Origin of the sequence: Nonomuraea polychroma, assembly GCF_004011505.1 — a bacterium.
In the GTDB taxonomy this organism is placed as follows: Bacteria; Actinomycetota; Actinomycetes; order Streptosporangiales; family Streptosporangiaceae; genus Nonomuraea; species Nonomuraea polychroma.
In genome coordinates this window covers 7,619,838-7,639,169 of sequence record NZ_SAUN01000001.1, presented here as the reverse complement: position 1 = coordinate 7,639,169, position 19,332 = coordinate 7,619,838, and the positions used below count along the sequence as shown (strand labels likewise).

Here is a 19,332-nt window from a genome sequence, read left to right as displayed (position 1 = left end):
GAGCGCTTGGTGGAGGCGGCATGACCGCGAACACCCTCGCGGCCCTGCTTCGGGCACGGGCCGAGGATGACCGACCTGGGTTGATGTTCGAGGACGCGGTGTGGTCCTGGCGTGCGTACGTCGCCGCCTGCCGCGCGGCCGGGGCGTGGTTGTCGGCGCGAGGCCCGCGGGTGCACGTGGGGGTGCTGAGCGAGAACGTTCCAGAGCTGGTCTTCCTGCTGGGCGGGGCGGCGCTGGCAGGCCACGTGGTCGTGGCGCTGAACCCCACGCGGTCGCCTGACGAGCTGATCCGCGACGCCCGTGCCACGGACGTCGAGCTGCTCCTGTGGGACGGCCCGTACGAGGAGGCGGCCCGGCTGGTGTCCGCGGCCCTGAACGTGGACTCCCTTCCCCTGCTCGGCATCGGGTCGCGTGCGGTGGGCGGTTCCCATGCCGAGCCGGCGCCCGGGGACCTCGTGATGCTGATCTTCACGTCCGGCACCTCCGGCCGGCCGCGGGCCGTCCGGATCACCCAGCGGAAGATCGCCGTGCCCGGGATGAGCCTCGGAGCGTTGCTCACGCCCGAGGACGTCGTCTACTGCTCGATGCCGCTGTTCCACTCCGGCGCCCTGATGGCCGCCTACGCCCCCGCCGTCGCCTCGGGGGCGGCGCTGGTGTTGCGGCGGCGCTTCTCGGCCTCGGGGCTGCTGCCCGACGTCAGGCGGTACGGCGCCACGTACCTGCACTACGTCGGCAAGGCGCTCTCCTACGTCCTGGCCACCCCCGAACATCCGGACGACGCACGCAACCCGCTCAAGATCGCCTTCGGGAACGAGGGCAGCGCGGTCGCGATCAAGCGGTTCGGGGAACGGTTCGGCTGTCACGTGATCGACGCGTTCGGCTCCACGGAGACGGCCATCTCGCTCACTCCGGACCCCTCGGGCCCGCCGGGTTGCCTCGGCAGGCTGCCCGAGGGCGTCGCGATACTGAACCCCTTCACCGGGCGGCCCTGCCCCCCGGCCCGCGTCGAGGACGGCCGCCTGCTCAACCCCGACGAGGCCGTCGGCGAACTGGTCAACATGTCGGGGCTGGGGCTGTTCGAGGGCTACTACAACGACCCGGACGCCGACGCCGAGCGGGTCAGGGACGGCGCGTTCTGGTCGGGCGACCTCGCGTACATGGACGCGGAGGGGTACGTGTTCTTCGCCGGGCGCGGCACCGAGCGGCTGCGGGTGGACGGCGAGAACCTGGCCGTCGCGCCCATCGAGGCCGCGTTACGGGAGTTCGCCGGGGTGATCGAGGCCGCTGTTTACCCGGTGCCCGACGTGGCGGCCGGAGATCAGGTCATGGCGGCGCTGGTGCTGGAGGGGACGTTCAACCCGGAGGCGTTCACCGCGTTCCTGGAATCCCGCCGGGATCTGGGCGTCAAGTCCTTACCCCGCTATATCCGCGTTTCTGATCACCTGCCCCAGACGCCTTCCCACAAGGTCCTCAAACGGGTCCTCGCCCGGGAGGGCTGGCGCACCGGCGACCCGGTCTGGTGGCGGACGCCTGCCGGGCTCCGGCCGCTGACCGACGCGGACGCCAAGGGCATCGAGGAGGAGTTCGTACGGCACGGCAGGCAACACCTCTTGGAGACGTAGTGGATTTCAACCTGGACGAAACCCAGCAGGACTTGAAGAAGCTGGCGGCCGAGGTCCTCGCCAGGGAAGAGGACGAGGAGCGGCTGTGGCAGGCCGGGCTGATGAGCGTGTGCGTGCCCGAGGAGGCGGGCGGCGCCGGGCTCGGACCGGTGGAGATGGCCGTGGTGCTGCGGGAGGTGGGAGCGCGGGCGGCGGCGGTCCCGGCCCTCCCGACGCTGGCGAGCACGCTGGCCCTGGCCCGATACGGCACCCTCGACCAGCAACGACGCTTCAGCGGCACGAGCGGCGAGGGTGGTGCGGCGGCTGGAGCCCGGGCCGGGCGTGCGGGCCGGACGGCGCTCGCGTTGCGGGAGCCGGGCCGCGCCCTGGCCGAGCCGCCTTCGACGGTCGCGCGGCCGTCCGGTGACGGCTGGGCGTTGACGGGGCGCAAGGTCTCCGTGCTCCACCCCGCGTCCGCAGTGCTGGTCAGCGCCGATGAGGGCCTGTTCCTGGTCGAGGAGCCGGCGACGACGGCGGAGTTCACGTCCACCGGCGAGCCCGCCGCGACGGTCGTGCTCGAGGACACCCCCGCGGAGCGGCTGGCGGGACCGGAGGCGGTCACCGGCGTCCGGCAGCTCTTCACCGCCGCGGTCGCCGCGCAGGCCAGTGGCGTGCTGGCCGGGGCGCTGGAGCTGACCACCTCCTACATCAGGACCAGGAGACAGTTCGGCCGGTCGCTGGCCGAGTTCCAGGCCGTGACCATGCAGATCGCCGACGTCTACATCGCCGGCCGGGCACTGGACGTGGCCATGTGGTCGGCGGTCTGGCGGCTGGGCGAGGGCCTGCCGGCCGAGCAGGACCTGGCGCTGGCCGCGTACCACGTGAGCGAGGCCTTCACCGCCCTCTACACCTGCCAGCACCTGCACGGGGGACTCGGGCTGGACGTGACGTACCCGCTGCACCGCTACTTCGCCCAGGCCAAGCACCTGTCCCACCTGCTCGGCGGCGCCGACGCCCAGCTGGACCTGATCGGAGCGCTCGTCTGATGCTGATCGATCTGACCCCCGAGCAACGGAAACTGCGCGACGAGCTCCGCGAGTACTTCCAGGGCTGCCTCACCGACGAGGACCGCAGGAAGATCGCCGAGGACCCGTTCGGCGATGTGTACATGGAGCACTGCCGCCGCCTCGGCCGCGACGGCAAGCTCGGCCTCGGCTGGCCCGAGCAGTACGGCGGCGGTGGCTACGGCCCGCTGGAGCAGCAGATCTTCGCCAACGAGATAGCCCGGGCAGGCGTCCCCTATCCGATCATCACGGTCCAGACGGTCGGTCCCACGCTCATGCAGTACGGCACCCAGGAGCAGAAGGACCTCTTCCTGCCGCGCATTCTCGCCGGCGAATGCCACTTCGCGATCGGCTACAGCGAGCCGGAGGCCGGCACCGACCTGGCGTCCCTGCGGACCACGGCGGTCCTCGACGGCGACCACTACGTCGTCAACGGCCAGAAGATCTTCACCAGCGGCGCACACTACGCCCAGTACATCTGGCTGGCAGCCCGGACGAACCCCGAGGCCAAGAAGCACAAGGGCATCACCATGATGATCGCCTCCACGGACGACCCCGGCTTCTCGTGGACCCCGATCGTGACCATGGACGGCCGCCACCACACCAACGCCACCTACTACAGCGACGTCCGCGTGCCGGTGAACATGGTGGTCGGCGAGGTGGACCGCGGCTGGGACCTGATCGTCAACCAGCTCAACCACGAACGCGTCACGCTCGGCCCCGCCGGGAACATCGGCCAGACCTACGACCGCTTCCTCGCCTGGGCCAGGCGCACGGGCCGGATGGACATCCCGGACGTGCGGCGGGCGCTGGCCAGGGTGTGGGTGGCGTTACGGACGAACGAGCTGCTCAACTGGCAGGTGGCCGCGAACATGGACCTGGGCTGGCTGGGCGCCCCCGACGCGTCCGCCACCAAGATCTACGGCTCCGAGCGGGTGCAGGAGGTCGGCAGGATCATCGGCGACATCCTGGCCAGGTACGGCGACCCCGCCGACCCGGAGACGGCCGAGCTGCTCGAACGCCACGACCACGGAGTGAAGGGCGCCGTGGTCCTGACGTTCGGCGGCGGGGTCAACGAGGTGCAGCGCGAGCTGATCGCGATGCTCGGCCTGAGTCTGCCGAGGCCGCCCCGATGAGCGAGGCGAAGCCGATGACGGACGAGGAGCTGCACGAGCTCGCGGACAAACAGGCGGCGCTGGGTGAGGTACGCGGCACTCCGGCGCCCGACCCGGTGAACGTCCCCATGATCAGGCACTGGCTGGCAGCCATGGGCGACGAGAACCCGGTCTACCTGGACAAGGGCGTCGCCCCGCCCGCGATGGCCCAGGTGTGGACCATGCAGGGGCTGCGGCCCACGGCCAAGGACCGCTCGCCGGTGGACGACATCATGGCCGCGCTCAACGCCGGCGGCTACACGGGCGTGGTGGCGACCAACTGCGAGCAGACCTACCACCGCTACGCCCGCCTGGGCGAGCGCCTCACCCCCGCGACCAGGTTCACGGGCCTGGCGGGGCCCAAGAAGACCGCTCTGGGCGTGGGCTTCTTCGCCACGTGGAACGTCACCTGGTATGCCGAGGACGACGAGCCAGTGGCGGAAATGCTCTTCCGTGTCCTGAAATTTCGCCCGCCTGCCGCCAAAGCCCCCGCCAAAGCCCCCGCCGAAGCCCTCAAGGAGCCGTATCCGCTCCGGCCCGCGATCAACCAGGACACCGCGTTCTTCTGGGAAGGCGTGCAGAAGGGCGAGCTGCGCATTCAGAGCTGCGCCGACTGCGGCCTGCTGCGCCACCCGCCGGGCCCGCTGTGCCCTCACTGCCGCTCGGCCGGCCGCTCCTACACGGTCGCGAGCGGCGAGGGGACCCTCTACAGCTACGTCGTGCACCACCACCCTCCGGTGCCGGGCCGTGAGCCACCGTTCGTGGTGGGCGTGGTGGAGCTGCCGGAGGGCGTACGGATCGTCGGGAACGTCGTGGACTGCCCGCTGGACGAGGTGCGGATCGGCATGCCGTTGCGCGTGACGTATCGCCCGATGGACGACGAGCTCGTCCTGCCGATGTGGACACCGGGGGAGTCATGACCGAGATCGGAGCCGTGCTGCCGGAGTTGTCCATCGACCTCACGCCCACCGTGGTCGTCTCCACGGCCCTCGCCACCATGGACTTCACCCCGGTCCACCACGACACTCAGCTCGCCCGCGCCCAGGGCTCGAAGGACATCTTCCTCAACATCCTGACCACCATGGGCCTGGTCGAACGTTACGTCACCGACTGGGCCGGCCCCGAGTCCGTCATCAAGCGCATCAACGTCAAGCTGGGCGTCCCGGCGTACGCGGGGGACCGCCTGAGCTTCAACGGGACCGTCGTGTCGCACGAGGACGGCCAGGTCACGGTGGAGGTACGCGGCAAGGTCAGCCTCGGCGACCACGCCACAGGCACGGTAACCCTCATGCTTCCCGAGGAGAACGCACGTTGTTGAGCGGACGCACCGCCATCGCGGGCATCGGCGCCACCGAGTTCAGCAAGAAGTCCGGGCGGTCCGAGCTGCGGCTGGCCGCCGAGGCCGTGTTGTCGGCGCTGGACGACGCCGGATTGTCACCCGGCGACGTGGACGGCATGGTGACCTACAGCCAGGACTCCAACCAGGAGATCGCCGTCGCCAGGGAGACGGGGATCGGCGACCTGACCTTCTTCTCCCGCGTCGAGTACGGTGGCGGCGCGGCCTGCGGCACCGTGGCGCACGCCGCCATGGCCGTGGCCACGGGGATGGCGCGGACGGTGGTCTGCTACCGGGCGTTCAACGAGCGCTCCGGCCGCCGCTTCGGCCAGCCGAACGCCCGCCTGACCGGCGAGCCGACCTCCCAGGGCCTGGAGATGAGCTGGCACGTCCCGTTCGGGTTGATGACCCCGGCGGCCTGGGTGGCCATGTTCGCGCGCCGCTACATGCATGCCTGCAACGCGACCTCGGAGGACTTCGGCCGGGTGGCCGTGGCCATGCGGCGGCACGCGGCCACCAACCCGGCCGCCTGGTTCTACCAGCGGCCCATCACGCTGGAGGAGCACCAGGCGTCCCGATGGATCGTGGAGCCGCTGCACCTGCTCGACTGCTGCCAGGAAAGCGACGGCGCGGTGGCCCTGGTCGTGACCTCGGCCGAGCGGGCCCGCGACCTGCGCAGGTCCCCCGCGGTGATCACGGCCGCCGCGCAGGGCTCCGGCGCCGGCCAGATGATGATGACCAGCTACTACCGCGATGACATGAGTGGCCTGCCGGAGATGTCGCTCGTCGGGAGGCAACTCTGGGAAATGTCCGGGTTGTCGCCGCGGGACATCCAGACCGCCATCCTGTACGACCACTTCACCCCGTTCGTGCTGGCCCAGCTGGAGGAGCTGGGGTTCTGCGGCCGGGGCGAGGCGCCTGAGTTGCTCAGGGACGGCGGGATCGAGCTGGACGGACGCCTCCCCGTCAACCCGCACGGCGGGCAGCTCGGGGAGGCGTACATCCACGGCATGAACGGCATCGCCGAGGCGGTGCGCCAGGTCCGCGGCACGGCCGCCAACCAGGTGCCCGGCGTCGCCCACGTCCTGGTCACGGCCGGGACCGGCGTGCCGACGAGCGGGCTGATCCTCTCGGCGGGCTAGCCCCGTTTCCGCAGGTCACCGCTACGGCCCGCAGGGAGACGAGGTCGAGCAGCTGCCTCGGCACGCCGGCGCGCTCGATGACCTCGCCGAGCGCGAGCAGCGCCCGCATGCCGCCGGGTGGTTCATCCGTGCTTCCATGGTGTCTCCAGTGCGTTCGTGAGTCGGTCGGTCACCGCAATGACGTGGCGGCGGGGGAGAATGTGACCGATGGACGACAAAGATGTGGTGACCAGCCTCTTCGAGGCTCACCGGGAACATTTGCGGGCGGTGGCGTACCGGATGCTCGGTTCGCTGAGCGAGGCCGACGACGCGGTGCAGGAGACCTGGCTCCGGCTCAGCCGCACCGACACCAGCGACGTGGAGAACATGGGGGGCTGGCTCACCACGGTCGTGGGCCGTGTCTGCCTCAACATGCTGCGCTCCCGACGCACACGCGGCGAGCAGCCCCTGGAGACGCGGATGCCGGACCCGGTGGTGAGCCCGGAGGACGGCGTCGATCCCGAGCACGAGGCGCTTCTGTCCGACTCGGTGGGGCTGGCGCTGCTCGTGGTGCTCCAGACGCTGGAGCCGGCGGAGCGGCTGGCGTTCGTGCTGCACGACATGTTCGCCGTGCCCTTCGACGAGATCGCCCCCATCGTGGACCGCACCCCGGCCGCGACCCGTCAGCTCGCCAGCCGCGCCCGGCGCCGGGTGCGCGGCGCGACCGCGGAGCCGGACACGGACCTGTCGCGGCAGCGCGTGGTGGTGGACGCCTTCATGACGGCCGCGCGGGCCGGCGACTTCGACGCCCTGGTGGCGGTGCTGGACCCGGACATCGTTCTGCGGGTGGACCAGGGAGCCCTGGCGACCGGCCGCTGGCTGGAGCTGCGCGGGGCCCTGGCGGTGGCCAAGCAGGCGCTCATGTTCCAGCGGATGGCTCAGGTCGCTCAGCCGGTCCTGGTCAACGGCGTGCCCGGCCTGATCAACACGGTCGGCGGCCAGGTGGTGTCGGTCGGGGCCTTCACCATCGCCGGAGGCAAGGTGGTGGCCATGGACATCCTGGCCGACGCGGACCGACTGAGCACGCTCGACCTGAAAGCCGTCTAGCGCTCTTAGGGCTCGACGAACATCGGGACGGAGAAGAACACGATCATCGCGATCGCCACGCAGATCAGGAAGCCGATCAGCTCCCAGGCCCAGTCGTAGTGGCGTTCCCCGCGGCGGCGTGCCTTCTCCGGCCGGGGCTTGTCCGGGCGTCGTTTGGGCACGGGCCTGGCCCGGACCGGGCGCGGGGCGAGCAGGGACTCCTTCGGTTCCGCGGCCGGCTCGTCCTCCCAGGGCAGCGGCATCCGGTAGACCGGCTCCGTGGCCTTGGGACGCGGCTTGAACAGCGGCGCCGTGTCGCGTACCGGATCTTCGGGCTCTGTCTGGAGCGGGCGGGCCGGGCCCTTGTGGACCAGCACGTCCTCGGCCGGGGAAGGCTTCGACCGACGCGCCGGCCTGGGCCTGCGGAGCTCCCGGCGGGACTCGCCCGCGGGTGGCCGCAGGTCAGGGGGCGCCTCGCCGCCGGGCGCGAGCAGGTCGCCCGCCTCGAACGGCGGCTGGGGCTGCGTCTCGGTGGGCACGAGCACGTCGCCCGTCGCGAACGGCTCGGGCGAGTCCTTGGGCAGCAGCACGTCCCCCGTGGCGAACGGCTGCGGCCCGTCCGCCGGCGCCGCCATGAAGAACGGCCGCTCCTCGAAGGGACGGGAGGAGTCCAGGGCGCCCAGCGGATCCCTGAGGGGACGGCCGAGGGAAGGCGGCGGGCTCAGCGAGTCGCGGACCTTGGGCATCGGGGCCGTGGTGGCCTCGTGATGGGAGACCTGGGACGGCGCCGGCGGCGTCAGCAGCTCCTTGGGGAAGATCAGCGTGCTGGTCGCCGGGTCGGAATCGGCCAGCGGCTGCGGCCACATCGGCGGGCTGGGCCAGCGCGGCCTGACGAACAGCGGCGCGGGACTGGCCGTACGCGAGCCGGCGAAGTGAATGCGCAGCGCCCCCGGGGGCTGTGGCCACGGCAGGCGGCCGAGCACGTCACGCAGCGGCGCGACCCCCAGGGCGCCGTAGATGTCGGCGATCGGCTTGGGCACGCGTACCCCGGTGGAGGCCAGCGCCGCCCCCAGAGCCTGCCTGAACCGATGCCCTGCCCCCACGGCCAGCTCGTCGGCCGTGTCGGGCGCCACGTCGAGCACCCAGGCCAGCTCGGCCTTGCTCAGCCCGCAGACCGCGCAGAGCACGAGCACCTCCCGCTGGTGCGGGCGCAGCTCCCGCAGGCTCCGCTCGACGAGGGCCGTGGCCGGGTCCATGAGCGGGTCCACCAGGGGCGGCGCGTAGACGACGTCGCGCCGGTGGATCTGGCGGCGGGCGAAGGCGTAGAGAGCGGCGCGGGGTGGCTCCGTGGCGGGCACACCGGAGAGCACCGACATCAGGACGTCGGCGGCGGAGCCGAGGTCGCCGAGCTGGTCAGCGCAGTACGCGAACAGCCCGGCGGCATGACGGTCGTAGAGCTCGGCGATCAGTTCTGCGCGTGGGCGCTGATCCGTGAGCGGCTGGGACACGGGGCCGGATCCTCTTGCTCTGTGCGGACGCTGAGAGTGGTGGTTGAGGGGTGCGCGTCAGGTGATTGTGGAGGTAATCATGCCAACACAGACAGGTTCGGCGCACTACCAGATCCAGATTTAGGTAAATATGCCTGGTCAGTGAAACGCTTAAGCCGGGCCCAAGGGGACAGAGCGGGCAGGATCGCCGTAGTCTGTGGTTCCTGGAGATCATGCGGCGGTCGTGGCGGGGGGTCGCGGCCCTGCCACGAGCGAGAGGTCACGCGTGATCACATTCGACGCTGTCACCAAACGCTACCCGGACGGCACGGTCGCCGTGGACCGCCTCAGCCTGGAGGCGCCCACCGGCGAGATCACGGTGCTCGTCGGCCCCTCCGGCTGCGGGAAGACGACGTCCCTTCGGATGATCAACCGCATGATCGACGCCTCCGAGGGCCGCATCCTCCTCGACGGCGTGCCGGTGCAGGGCATCGACCCGCCGACGCTGCGGCGCGGCATCGGGTACGTCATCCAGCAAGCAGGGCTGTTCCCGCACCGGAAGATCGTCGACAACATCGCCACCGTCCCCTACCTGCTCGGCTGGGACCGGAAAAAGGCCCGCGGGCGGGCCATGGAGCTGCTGGAGCGCGTCGGCCTCGATCCGGCGCTCGCCGGGCGTTACCCGTTCCAGCTGTCCGGCGGGCAGCAGCAGCGGGTGGGCGTGGCCAGGGCGCTGGCCGCCGACCCGCCCGTGTTGCTCATGGACGAGCCGTTCAGCGCCGTCGACCCCATCGTGCGCACGAGCCTCCAGGACGAGCTGCTCAGGCTCCAGGCGGAGCTCAACAAGACCATCGTCTTCGTCACGCACGACATCGACGAGGCGATCAAGCTCGGCGACCGCGTGGCCGTCCTGCGGGTGGGCGGCACGCTGGCGCAGCTCGCCGACCCGAAGACGTTGTTGTCCGAGCCGGCCGACGACTTCGTGCGCGAGTTCCTGGGGCACGACAGGGGGATCAGGCGGCTGCAGTTCGTCTCCACGGGAGCGTTGCGGCTGCGTACCGACCTGACCGTCGAGGAGGGCGCCGAGCGCGGCACGTCCGAGCCGTGGTTGCTGGTGGTGGACGCCGAGGGGCGGCCGGTCGGGTGGGCCTCCGGGGCGCGGCCCGGCGAGGTGGAGCCGTACGGGACGTTCGTGGCGGGCCGGGACTCGATGCGCTCCGCGCTCGACGCGGCGCTGTTGTCGCCGTCCGGTTGCGCCGTCGCCGTGGACGAACAGGGCAAGGTCGTCGGCGTGGCCACCAGGGAGGCGCTCGACCAGGCGCTCGCGGAGGCCGCAGATGGGTGACGGTCCTCCCTCCATCTGGGAGTGGATCGCCCGCAACTGGGACACCGGGCGGGTCGACAGCATCAGGAACCTGCTCACCGACCACCTGACCATGTCCCTCGTGCCGATCCTGCTCGCGCTGGTCATGGCGCTCCCGCTGGGTCTGGCGTGCGTGCGCTGGCGCTGGCTCTACCAGCCCACCGCGGGCTTCATGAACGTCGTCTACGCGCTGCCCTCGCTGCCCGTCTTCATGCTGCTGATCTCCGTGACCGGGCTGTCGCAGACCACCGTGATCATCCCGCTGACCTTCTACGGCATGGCCGTGCTGATACCGGCCGTGGTGGACGGGCTGGGCTCGGTGCCCGACCACGTCCGCCAGTCGGCGGTCGCGATGGGGTTCACGCCGCTGCGCCGCCTGCTGCTGGTCGAGCTGCCGATCGCGGTGCCGGTGGTGCTGGCCGGGCTGCGGGTGGTCGCGGTGTCCAGCATCAGCCTGGTCAGCGTGGGCGCGCTGATCGGGCAGGGCGGGCTCGGCGGGTTGTTCACGCGGGCGTACCAGAATCCGTTCATGCCGCCGGTCATCGTCGGCATCGTGCTGATCGTGGCGCTGGCACTGATCGCCGACGGGCTGATCGTGCTGGCGCAGCGGTTGCTCACCCCATGGGTGCGGGCGCGGAAGGGGCAGGGGACGTGAGCGTTGGCTTGGGCGGGGAGGTCGCGTCGTGAGCTGGCTGACTGCCTTCTTCTCGTGGCTGGGGGAGTTCTTCGGGAATCCGGAGAACTGGTCGGGGCCCGGTGGCATCCCCATGCGGCTGCTGGAGCACCTGGAGTTCTCCGCGCTCGCCCTGGCACTGGCGGCGCTGATCGCGGTGCCGCTCGGCCTGCTGATCGGCCACACCGGCCGGGGCGAGGTGCTCGTGGTCGTCTCGGCGAACCTGGCCAGGGCGCTGCCCACGCTGGGCCTGCTGGTGATGTTCGTGCTGTTGCTCGGCACGGCCTCGATCTGGCCCGTGATCATCCCGCTGGTGTTGTTGTCGGTGCCGCCGATCCTGGTGAACACGTTCGAGGGCATCAAGGGGGTCGATCCCGAGTTGCGCGACGCGGCGTACGGGATGGGCCTGCGTGGGGGGCAGGTGCTCCTGCGGGTGCTGGTGCCGGTCGCGATGCCGCTGATCCTGCTGGGCTGCCGGCTCTCGGCGATCCAGGTCGTGGCCACCACCACGGTCGCCGCGTACACAGGACTGGGTGGGCTCGGCCGGTACGTGATCGACGGGTTCGCGACCAAGGATTACGCGAGCGTCGTCGGCGGTTCAGTACTGATTGTGCTGTTCGCGCTAGTGGTGCAGATCTTGTTCACGCTCGCCCAGAGGGTGACGGTCTCGCCGGGGGTGAGCCAGCGACTTAAGGTGCGATAATTTCCTATTTCACCTCCCGTTTAGAAGGGAAATGCAAGATGAGACGCACGTACGGCATCGCGGGGGTGCTGATCTCGGCGATGCTCGCGCTGGCCGCCTGCGGTGGTGGCGGTGGCGGCACCGGGGGAAACCCGCTCGACACCTCGAGCGCGGCGCCCAGCGGCACGGCCACTGGCGGGGGTGGTAAGGCCATCATCGGATCCGCGGACTTCGACGAGAATGTGCTGCTCGCGTCGATCTACGCCCAGGCGCTGGAGGCCAAGGGCGTGCAGGTCGAGGAGAAGCCACGCATCGGCAGCCGGGAGGCGCTGTACGACCAGGTCAAGAGCGGCGGTCTGACCATCGTGCCCGAATACAACGGCAACCTGCTGGCCTTCATCGACCAGCAGACCACCGCGGCCACCACCGAAGAGGTCAACGCCGAACTGAAGCAGAAGCTGCCTGCCGAGCTGGAGGTGCTGGACTCCTCGCCGGCCGAGGACAAGGACAGTCTGTCCATCACCAAGGACGCCCAGACCAAGCAGTCGCTCAACACCATGGAGGACCTGGCCAAGGTCTCCAAGACCATGACCGTCGGCGGCCCGCCGGAGTTCAAGAAGCGGTGGGAGGCGCGGTTCAAGGAGGTCTACGGGCTCGAGTTCAAGGCGTGGGAGCCCACGGGACCGACCACCGCGGACGCGATCAAGGACGGCACGATCCAGGTCGGCAACGTGTTCACCACTGACCCCAAGATGACGGCCAACAACCTGGTGCCGCTGCAGGACCCCAAGAACATCTTCCCCGCCCAGAACGTGACGCCGCTGCTCAACAAGGCGGCCGCCACCGACACGATCAGGACTACGCTGAACTCCATCTCGGCGAAACTCACCACCCAGTCCCTGCTGGACATGATGCAGAAGATCTCCGTCAACAAGGACGAGCCCGCCACGGTGGCCAAGGAATGGCTGACGACGAACGGCCTCGGCTGACGACTCCGCGCGCCGCGGGGGTGTCATGGAGGCCCCCGCGGTGAGCGAGTTCACGGAGGCGATGGCGCAGCTCGCGGCGGGGGTTGCGGTGGTGACCGTACGCGATGGGCGCGACGACGTCGGCACCACGGTGTCGGCGCTGATGTCCGTCTCGCTGGAGCCGCCGCTGGTGCTGGTCAGCCTGGCCAGCCGCGGCTACCTCAACGAGGTCCTGCTCCGGCAGGACCGCTGGGCCGCCTCCCTGCTGTCCTCCGGCCAGGCCGCCATCGCCAGCCGCTTCGCCACCCCCGGCCGGCCCAGCGCCCGCCTCCTGGTGGCCGGCGTCCCGCACCGCCGGGGGGAGCACACGGAGGCGCTGGTGGTGGAGGGCGGGGTGGCCGCACTCGAAGCCGAGACCACGAAGGTGGTCGCGGCCGGCGACCACACGCTCTTCATCGCCACCGTCCTGGCCGTCCCCTACGTCAACCCGGCCCTCCAACCCTTGGTACGCCTCCGCGGCCGCTACCGCCCGATGGGAACTTGACGCGTGATGCGCCACACGACTGTGTCGGCGACGTCCTCCTCGCTGTCCTGCGGCCCCGCGGCCACGGCGTCGATTCGGACACCGCAGCAGCCTGAGTCCCGTGCCGCCGCGCGGGTCAGCTCCGTCATGGCGGCTTGCGCGTCGGCGCTCGATGCCAGGTTGACGATGCGGCCGCCGGGCCGCATCGACGGGATCTCGTACTTCATCGCCAGCGCCACCTCACCCACCTCTCCGTGGTTGACGGCGGCGTCGAGCCGGCCGAACGCGCCGAGGATCTGCTCGACCAGCCGCCGCACCGACCTCGGGTCGGTGAGATCCGTCGGGACGGCGACGGCTTGGCCGCCCGCCGCGCTGATGTGCGCGGCCAGCACCTCCAGAGCCTGACCGTCGCGGGCGGCGAGAACCACACTCGCGCCGGCCCTGCACAGCGCGCAGGACACGGCGGCGCCGATGCCGTGGCCGGCGCCGGTCACGAGCGCGGTGCGACCGCTCAAGGCGCCGCGCGTCATATGGCTGCTCACGTGGTTGACGCTAGGAGCCTCGCCATCCTGGCCGCATCAGTGAAGTCGCCAGTCTCGGGGCTTCGAGTGCGTTGTCACCGGTGCGGAGGCTTTCTATGCTCGGCGTGTGCTGGGGAGAGACGCCGAGGCGGAGCTGCTCGAGTCGTTACTGCGGCAGGCCGCCGAGGGGCACGGCGGCGGGGTCGTCCTGCACGGTGAGCCGGGGATCGGCAAGACAGCGCTGCTGTCGTACGCCGCGGAGCGTGCCACCGGCTTCCAGGTGCTTCGCGCGGTCGGCGTCGAGCCGGAGGCCGATCTCGCCTACGCGACGTTGCACCAGCTCCTGTTCCCCGTGCTCGGGTCGGTCGACGAGTTGCCCGGTCCGCAGGCGCAGGCCCTGCACGTCCTGTTCGGGCGCGCGCACGGCGCCCCGCCCGACGCGTTCCTGGTGGCCTTGTCGGCTCTGTCGCTGCTGTCCCTGCTCGCCGGCGAGAAGCCGGTGTTGTGCGTGGTCGACGACGCGCACTGGGCGGATCAGCCGACGCTGAAGACGCTGGCGTTCGTCGCTCGCCGGCTGGACAACGAGCCCGTCGTGCTGGCGCTGGCCGCGCGGGCCGACGAGGGCCACGCCACCGACCTGCCCCACCTGCGGCGTGTCCCGCTCATGGGCCTCAACCCGGACGCGGCCAGGGCACTGCTCGCCGAGCACGGCGGCGGGCGGCGGCTGAGCGACGTCGAGCAGAACCACCTGCTGGCCGCCACCGGCGGCAACCCCCTGGCCCTGCTCGAACTCGCGGGTAAGGAGATGCCGCCGGAGGGCACGCAGGAGCCGCCGGCCATGACCGACGAGCTGCGACGCTCGTTCCTGACCAAGATCCAGGCGCGGCACGCCGCATCGGTGCCGCTGCTCCAGCTGATCGCCGCCGACGGCTCGGGCAGCGTCGACACCATCGAGAAGGCGGCCGCGTCCCTGCGCATCGGCACCGACCCTCTGCACCGCGCCGAGCTCGACGAGCTGCTGACGTACGACGGGGCGCGGCTGGTGTTCCGGCACCCGCTGATCCGGTCCGCGGTCTATCACAGCGCCACGGCCGACCGGCGTGCGGCGATGCATCGTGCTTTCGCCTCCGCCCTCGACACCCCGGCCGATCAGCACCGCCGTGCCTGGCATCTCGGGCAGGCCGCCGCCGGCCATGACGAGCAGGCCGCCGAGCAACTCGAGCGCTCGGCCGAGCAGGCGGCCCTGCGCGGCGGCCCGGCCGCGGCCATGGCCGCGTTGTCCCGGGCGGCCGAGCTCACCGCCGACGGTCCGCGCCGGGGCCGGCGCTTGTGGAACGCCGCGCTCGCCGCCATCGGAGGCGGATTCACCGCCGCCGCCGTGGACCTGCTCGACCGCGCCGAACGCGAGCCTCACCTGGAGGAGGCGGACCGGATCGCCCTGGCCGCGATCCGCGCCACCGTGGCCGAGTTCGCCGGCTCGCCCGAGGACGCGATGGACCTCATCAGGCCGTGGATCCCGCGAGCGCTGCGGATCGACCGGCGCCTCTTCACCCCGACCATCGTGATGTACGCCGACCTCGGTCTTCGCGTCAACCGGCCCCAGGCGTGGGCCGACCTGGCCGGCTGGCTCGACGACGTCTCGCTGGCCCCGGACGACCCGCGGGACGCGACGCTGCGGCTGCTGCACGGCGCCTGCCTGGCCCACGCCGGACGTGATCCCGGACCGCGCGACTGGGCCGCGGTCGAGTCGCTCACCGACCCGGTCACGATGACCCTGGCCGGGGCGATCGCTCGCCGGGTCGGCGACTACGAGCTGAGCAGGCGCCTGTGCCGCCAGGCGGGGCAGCTGGCGCGGGCCGGCGGATCACTCGGTGCGCTGGCCTGGAACCTCGAGTACCAAGCCGCCGATGAGATCGCGCGTGGCAGGTTCGGGCTCGCCGAGGCCTACGCCGAGGAGGGCGGCCAGTTCGCCGCCGAGGTCGGCCAGCCGAACACGGCCTGCCGCCACCAGGGCCTGCTGGCCCTGTGCGCGGCCATCCGCGGCCGGCCCGAAGCCGCCGACCTGGCCACCGACGTGCTGGCCGAGGCGAGCGGCCGTAACCTGGCCGATGCCATGGCGTACGCCAGGCGCGCACTCGGGCTGATCGACCTGGTCGCGGGCCGGCACCGTGAGGCCGCACGGCACTTCGAGGCGATCGGCGGCTGGGACACCGACATGCCCTCGGACCTGGCCATGGCCGTCGTCCCCGACCTCGTCGAGGCCCTGGTCCGCGCCGGCGAGCACGACCGGGCCGCCGCGGCCACGGCCCGCTACGTCCGGTGGACCGAGCGCACCGCCGCACCGGAAGCGGCCGCGCTCACGGCGCGCTGCCGCGCGCTGGTCAGCGCCGATGGCGACGCCGGCGTCCACTACGCGGAGAGCCTGCGCCTGCACGCCATGTCCGGCGCTCCGCTGGAGCACGCCCGTACCGAACTGCTGCTCGGCGAGCAGCTGCGGCGCGACCGGCGGCGCTCCGAGGCCCAGCGGCACCTGCGTGGCGCGGCGGACGACTTCCGCCGCATCGGCGCGATCGCCTGGGCCGATCGTGCGCTGGGCGAGCTGCGCGCCACCGGGGAGTCGGCGCGCACCGCCGAGACCGGCGTGTTGAGCACGCTCACCCCGCAGGAGCTGCGCATCACGCTGGCCGTCGGTGAAGGGCTGACCAACCGGGAGATCGCCGCGCAGCTGTTCCTCAGCCCGCGAACCGTGGACTACCACCTGCGCAAGGTCTTCCAGAAGGCCGCCATCACCTCACGAGCCGAGCTCATGAGGCTGGTCCTCGCCGAACGCCCCGCATGAAGGACCGGCGACTTCACTGATTCGGCGGGCGGCCCTCATTCCTAGCGTTAGCGACGTCACGTTCCGCGCGTTAGGAGTCCTCCTCATGACGATCCACCCCAGTAAGAGGCGCATGGTCGGCCGCTTCGTCTGGCACTACATCGAGATGGTCATCGCGATGAGCCTCGGGATGATGCTGCTCGGTCCGCTGTGGAGCGCGGTCCTGCCGGGCGTCGACCGGGTCGACGTCGGCACCCTCACCATGGCCGCCGACATGACCATCGGCATGGCGGCCTGGATGCTGGTCCGCCGTCACAGCCTGCCCGCCATCGCCGAGATGAGCCTCGCCATGGCCGGGCCGTTCATCGTCCTGCTCGTTCCGTACTGGTTCGGGGTGTTACCAGGCCATCTGGTCACGGAGATCGGGCACGTGCTCATGTTCGTCTTCATGGCCCTGGCCATGCTGCGGCGGCGCCACGAGTACACGCACCACCAGCACCGGATCCGCCTCCGCATCCCGCGGAAGTGGATCGGGCGGGGTGCCGTCGTGCTGGTCGCGTTGCTGGTCCCGGGTGCGGTCTCCGCGGTGAACACGGTCGGGAAGTTCGGCGCCCAGTACAAGGCGCGCTCGGACGCGGTGGCGGCGGTCCAGCCGGTGTCAAAGGGACACGACGCGGCCAAGCCCACGGTGGCCTTCCTGGTCAACGGCAGCGGCACCAACGTGGCCGACCTGCTCGGGCCGTACGAGGTGCTGGCGGGCACCGGGCGGGTCAACGCCTACGTCGTCTCGCCGGGTTCCCGGCTGGTGCCGCTGACCGGTGGGCTGGACCTCGTACCTGACCTGACCTTCGACGAGCTGGCGCGGCTGCTGGGCGAGCGGCGCGACACCCTCGACGCCGTGGTGATCCCGGCACTGAACAAGACGGCTCCCGCGGAGCTCGGCTCCATCACCGCGTGGTTGCGGCAGCAGTCGGCGGCCGGCGCGATCACTGTCAGCGTCTGCAACGGGGCGCGTACGCTCGCGGCCAGCGGGCTGCTGGACGGCCGGCCCGCGACCTCCCACTGGTGGCGGCTGCCCGGACTGCGCGCCGACTTCGGCGACGTCCGATGGGTGAGCGGGCAGCGGTACGTCGACGACGGAAACATGATCACTACCGCCGGTGTGTTGTCCGGGATCGACGGCGCCCTCCGGATCATCGAGCGGCTGATCGACGTGGACACTGCACGCGAGGCGGCGCGCAAGGTCCACTGGCGCCACTACTCTCCCGGCGTCGCCGCGCGGATCCCCGAGTCCAGCTTCGAGGCCAAGGACGTGGCCGTCGTCTCGCTCACCTCTTCCTACCAGCCCGGGCCGTCGACCATCGGCGTACGGCTCATCGAGGGCACCGGCGAGCTGGAGTTGGCCTCCGCGTTCATCACCTACACCGAGCAGTCCATGATCGGGCGTACGGTCGCGGTCGGGGACGGCGCGGTGCGCTCCAGGCACGGCCTGACGTTCGTTCCCCGCTCGGCGGACGCGGACGGCCTCGACCGTCTGCTCGTTCCCGGCGTGGACGCCGCACGGCGCCAGGCGGCGGGCACCGGACCGTCGGCGGCCACCGGAGGGCTCGAGCCCGAGTACCTGCACGCCGGCGAGGAGTTCGCGTTCGATCCCGTGCTGCGTGACATCGCGCGCACGTACGACGTCCCGACGGCGCGGTGGGCGGCGAAGACGCTGGAGTACCCGGTGATGGACGTCAAGCTGGCCGGCAGCGCCTGGCCGTGGGCGCCCACCATCGTCCTCGTGGTGCTCGTGCTGCTGGGGGCCGGCGTCGCCATCGCCACCGGCATGGTGGTCCGCCGGATTCGCGCCAGGTCCCGTGCGGCCGGCGGGGCGCCCGGCCCCGCCGATGTGGTCCGCTAGCGCTCTGGAACGGCGGCACCGCCTGCCGATGCGGCGGCGGTGCAGTGCCGTGCCACCTGGCGCAGCGCCTCCAGCAACTCGGCGGGTCCGTCCACGGTGAAGGGCAGCCCGAGGGCCGCGAGGTAGACGGCCAGCGTCAGCGGCGTGGCGGCGCCGATGTGCAGGAGGCACCGGGCGTCGTCGAGGTGCTCGACCCGGGCCACCGGCGGCACCCGCTCGCTGACGGCCGCGGCCGGTGCGTGCACGGTCGCGACCGTACGGCAGGGCCCCAGCGTCGAGGCGACGCCCTTGGTGACGAAGTCGATCGCGTCCCCCGGCGGCATCCACCGGCCGGGGAAGGACGGCCCCATCGGGGTTCGGGGCGTGAGCCGGTCGATCCGGAACGTGCGCCAGTCGTCGCGGTCGACGTCCCACGCCACCAGGTACCAGCGGCGCCCGGTCGACACCAGCCGGTGCGGCTCGGTGTCGCGCACGGTGGCGTTGCCGTCGTGATCGCGGTAGTCGAACCGCAGCCGTCGCCGGTCCCGGCAGGCCGAAGCCAGCGCGGCCAGCACATCGGAGTCCACGGCCGGGCCGCCGCCCGCCGGCACGGGCACGGTGTACGCGGTCAGCGCGGCCAGGCGCGGGCGCAGCCGGGCGGGCAGGACCTGTTCGAGCTTGGCCAGGGCACGCAGCGACGTCTCCTCGATCCCGCCCACCGTCTGGGCCGCCGCCGTACGCAGGCCGACCGCGACCGCGACGGCCTCCTCGTCGTCCAGCAGCAGAGGCGGCAGCCTGGCCCCGGGGCCGAGCCGGTAGCCGCCCGCCGTCCCGGAGGTGGCCGAGACCGGATAGCCCAGGTCGCGGAGGCGTTCGACGTCGGAGCGGATGGTCCTCGTGCTGACGCCGAGCCGGTCCGCCAGCTCGGGGCCCGGCCAGTCGGTACGCGACTGGAGCAACGACAGCAGCCGCAGCAGCCGCGCGGCGGGGTCTCTCGTGGTCACGTCATCCACCTTTTCTCACCTCGCGGAAGTTCTGCTTCCGCGACCGGTG

17 protein-coding genes are annotated in these 19,332 nt (G+C 71.6%); 14 read left to right on the top strand and 3 right to left on the bottom strand.

All coding sequences use genetic code 11. The features are described 5' to 3' along the window. Positions 1 to 20: 20 nt before the first annotated feature. From EDD27_RS34785 to EDD27_RS34755, 7 genes are all read left to right on the top strand, one after another. Positions 21 to 1,622, top strand: coding sequence for an AMP-binding protein (locus tag EDD27_RS34785; protein ID WP_127936159.1), 1,602 nt, complete (start codon positions 21 to 23; stop codon positions 1,620 to 1,622). Beyond that, positions 1,622 to 2,647, top strand: coding sequence for an acyl-CoA dehydrogenase family protein (locus EDD27_RS34780; RefSeq protein WP_127936158.1), 1,026 nt, complete (start codon positions 1,622 to 1,624; stop codon positions 2,645 to 2,647). The genes EDD27_RS34785 and EDD27_RS34780 overlap by 1 nt, the downstream gene beginning before the upstream one ends. After that, positions 2,647 to 3,801: an acyl-CoA dehydrogenase family protein gene (locus tag EDD27_RS34775; protein ID WP_127936157.1), complete on the top strand. Its 1,155-nt coding sequence runs from the start codon at positions 2,647 to 2,649 to the stop codon at positions 3,799 to 3,801. Before EDD27_RS34780 ends, EDD27_RS34775 begins: the two co-directional genes overlap by 1 nt. Then, positions 3,798 to 4,739 (top strand): bifunctional MaoC family dehydratase N-terminal/OB-fold nucleic acid binding domain-containing protein, encoded by a 942-nt coding sequence (locus EDD27_RS34770; protein ID WP_241564421.1) that lies wholly within the window; start codon positions 3,798 to 3,800, stop codon positions 4,737 to 4,739. Before EDD27_RS34775 ends, EDD27_RS34770 begins: the two co-directional genes overlap by 4 nt. After that, a complete protein-coding gene (locus tag EDD27_RS34765) occupies positions 4,736 to 5,137 on the top strand; it encodes a MaoC family dehydratase (protein ID WP_127936156.1) in 402 nt (133 codons plus the stop codon). Before EDD27_RS34770 ends, EDD27_RS34765 begins: the two co-directional genes overlap by 4 nt. After that, on the top strand, positions 5,134 to 6,297 hold the full coding sequence (locus EDD27_RS34760) for a lipid-transfer protein (protein WP_127936155.1): 1,164 nt from the start codon (positions 5,134 to 5,136) through the stop codon (positions 6,295 to 6,297). The genes EDD27_RS34765 and EDD27_RS34760 overlap by 4 nt, the downstream gene beginning before the upstream one ends. A 207-nt stretch (positions 6,298 to 6,504) precedes the next feature. After that, the gene (locus EDD27_RS34755; RefSeq protein WP_127936154.1) at positions 6,505 to 7,383 is read left to right on the top strand and encodes a sigma-70 family RNA polymerase sigma factor; all 879 of its coding nucleotides are present in this window, start codon (positions 6,505 to 6,507) and stop codon (positions 7,381 to 7,383) included. Between the two features lie 5 nt (positions 7,384 to 7,388). On the opposite strand, the gene EDD27_RS34750 is transcribed toward EDD27_RS34755, so the two are convergent. Continuing rightward, on the bottom strand, positions 7,389 to 8,870 hold the full coding sequence (locus tag EDD27_RS34750) for an RNA polymerase sigma factor (RefSeq protein WP_127936153.1): 1,482 nt from the start codon (positions 8,868 to 8,870) through the stop codon (positions 7,389 to 7,391). A 265-nt stretch (positions 8,871 to 9,135) separates the two neighbouring features. On the opposite strand from EDD27_RS34750, the gene EDD27_RS34745 reads away from it, so the two are divergent. The 5 genes from EDD27_RS34745 to EDD27_RS34725 are packed head-to-tail and all read left to right on the top strand — an operon-like array spanning position 9,136 to position 13,079. Continuing rightward, entirely contained in the window at positions 9,136 to 10,194 is a 1,059-nt protein-coding gene (locus EDD27_RS34745) for an ABC transporter ATP-binding protein (RefSeq protein ID WP_127936152.1), read from the top strand. After that, positions 10,187 to 10,867 carry an ABC transporter permease gene (locus EDD27_RS34740; protein WP_127936151.1) on the top strand — a complete coding sequence of 227 codons (681 nt, stop codon included), beginning with the start codon at positions 10,187 to 10,189 and terminating at the stop codon, positions 10,865 to 10,867. The genes EDD27_RS34745 and EDD27_RS34740 overlap by 8 nt, the downstream gene beginning before the upstream one ends. 28 nt (positions 10,868 to 10,895) lie before the next feature. Then, on the top strand, positions 10,896 to 11,588 hold the full coding sequence (locus EDD27_RS34735; RefSeq protein WP_127936150.1) for an ABC transporter permease: 693 nt from the start codon (positions 10,896 to 10,898) through the stop codon (positions 11,586 to 11,588). A 38-nt stretch (positions 11,589 to 11,626) separates the two neighbouring features. Continuing rightward, the gene (locus tag EDD27_RS34730; protein WP_127936149.1) at positions 11,627 to 12,556 is read left to right on the top strand and encodes an ABC transporter substrate-binding protein; all 930 of its coding nucleotides are present in this window, start codon (positions 11,627 to 11,629) and stop codon (positions 12,554 to 12,556) included. A 40-nt stretch (positions 12,557 to 12,596) separates the two neighbouring features. Further along, positions 12,597 to 13,079, top strand: a complete 483-nt coding sequence (locus EDD27_RS34725) for a flavin reductase family protein (protein ID WP_241564420.1) — start codon at positions 12,597 to 12,599, stop codon at positions 13,077 to 13,079. On the opposite strand, the gene EDD27_RS34720 is transcribed toward EDD27_RS34725, so the two are convergent. Beyond that, the gene (locus EDD27_RS34720) at positions 13,058 to 13,600 is read right to left on the bottom strand and encodes an SDR family NAD(P)-dependent oxidoreductase (protein WP_127936147.1); all 543 of its coding nucleotides are present in this window, start codon (positions 13,598 to 13,600) and stop codon (positions 13,058 to 13,060) included. The two genes, EDD27_RS34725 and EDD27_RS34720, sit on opposite strands and share 22 nt — an antisense overlap. 106 nt (positions 13,601 to 13,706) lie before the next feature. Here EDD27_RS34720 and EDD27_RS34715 point away from each other — a divergent pair, with 106 nt between their 5' ends. Both EDD27_RS34715 and EDD27_RS34710 read left to right on the top strand, forming a co-directional pair. Continuing rightward, positions 13,707 to 16,418: an ATP-binding protein gene (locus EDD27_RS34715; protein WP_127936146.1), complete on the top strand. Its 2,712-nt coding sequence runs from the start codon at positions 13,707 to 13,709 to the stop codon at positions 16,416 to 16,418. An 85-nt stretch (positions 16,419 to 16,503) separates the two neighbouring features. Further along, positions 16,504 to 18,300, top strand: a complete 1,797-nt coding sequence (locus tag EDD27_RS34710) for a DJ-1/PfpI family protein (RefSeq protein WP_127936145.1) — start codon at positions 16,504 to 16,506, stop codon at positions 18,298 to 18,300. On the opposite strand, the gene EDD27_RS34705 is transcribed toward EDD27_RS34710, so the two are convergent. Beyond that, positions 18,297 to 19,283, bottom strand: a complete 987-nt coding sequence (locus EDD27_RS34705; RefSeq protein ID WP_164903918.1) for a helix-turn-helix transcriptional regulator — start codon at positions 19,281 to 19,283, stop codon at positions 18,297 to 18,299. The genes EDD27_RS34710 and EDD27_RS34705 overlap by 4 nt on opposite strands. Between the last annotated feature and the right edge of the window lie 49 nt (positions 19,284 to 19,332).